Genomic DNA, 268 nt, shown 5'->3' with positions numbered 1-268 from the left:
CTCCGAGAAATCGTACGATTCCTCGCGCCCGGGGTTAATGGAGACCTGGTTGGCGATCATCGCGAAGCGGTTGGCTTCCAGCCCGGCGAAGATGGCGTCCCACTGGGTCTCGTCGAACTTCACCTCAACACCGAGCTTCTCCGCTACCGCCTCGGTGATCTCGACGTCGTATCCGGTGAGATCACCCGCGCCGTCGGCGTGGAAGCTGAACGGGCGGTACGTGCCCTCCGCCCCCACCACAATGGTGCCTGCCTCCTGGACGGCCTCA

1 protein-coding gene is annotated in these 268 nt (G+C 64.2%); it reads right to left on the bottom strand.

Annotated features, from left to right (window positions below):
- Positions 1–268, bottom strand: a 268-nt coding sequence (locus tag SB754_RS20585; protein ID WP_410784217.1) for a transporter substrate-binding domain-containing protein, incomplete at both ends; no start/stop codon positions are given.

Source organism: Leifsonia sp. SIMBA_070, from assembly GCF_046534635.1.
Taxonomy (GTDB): domain Bacteria; phylum Actinomycetota; class Actinomycetes; order Actinomycetales; family Microbacteriaceae; genus Leifsonia.
The sequence above is the reverse complement of the archived record's forward strand: the minus strand, read 5'-3'. Positions and strand labels throughout refer to the sequence as shown.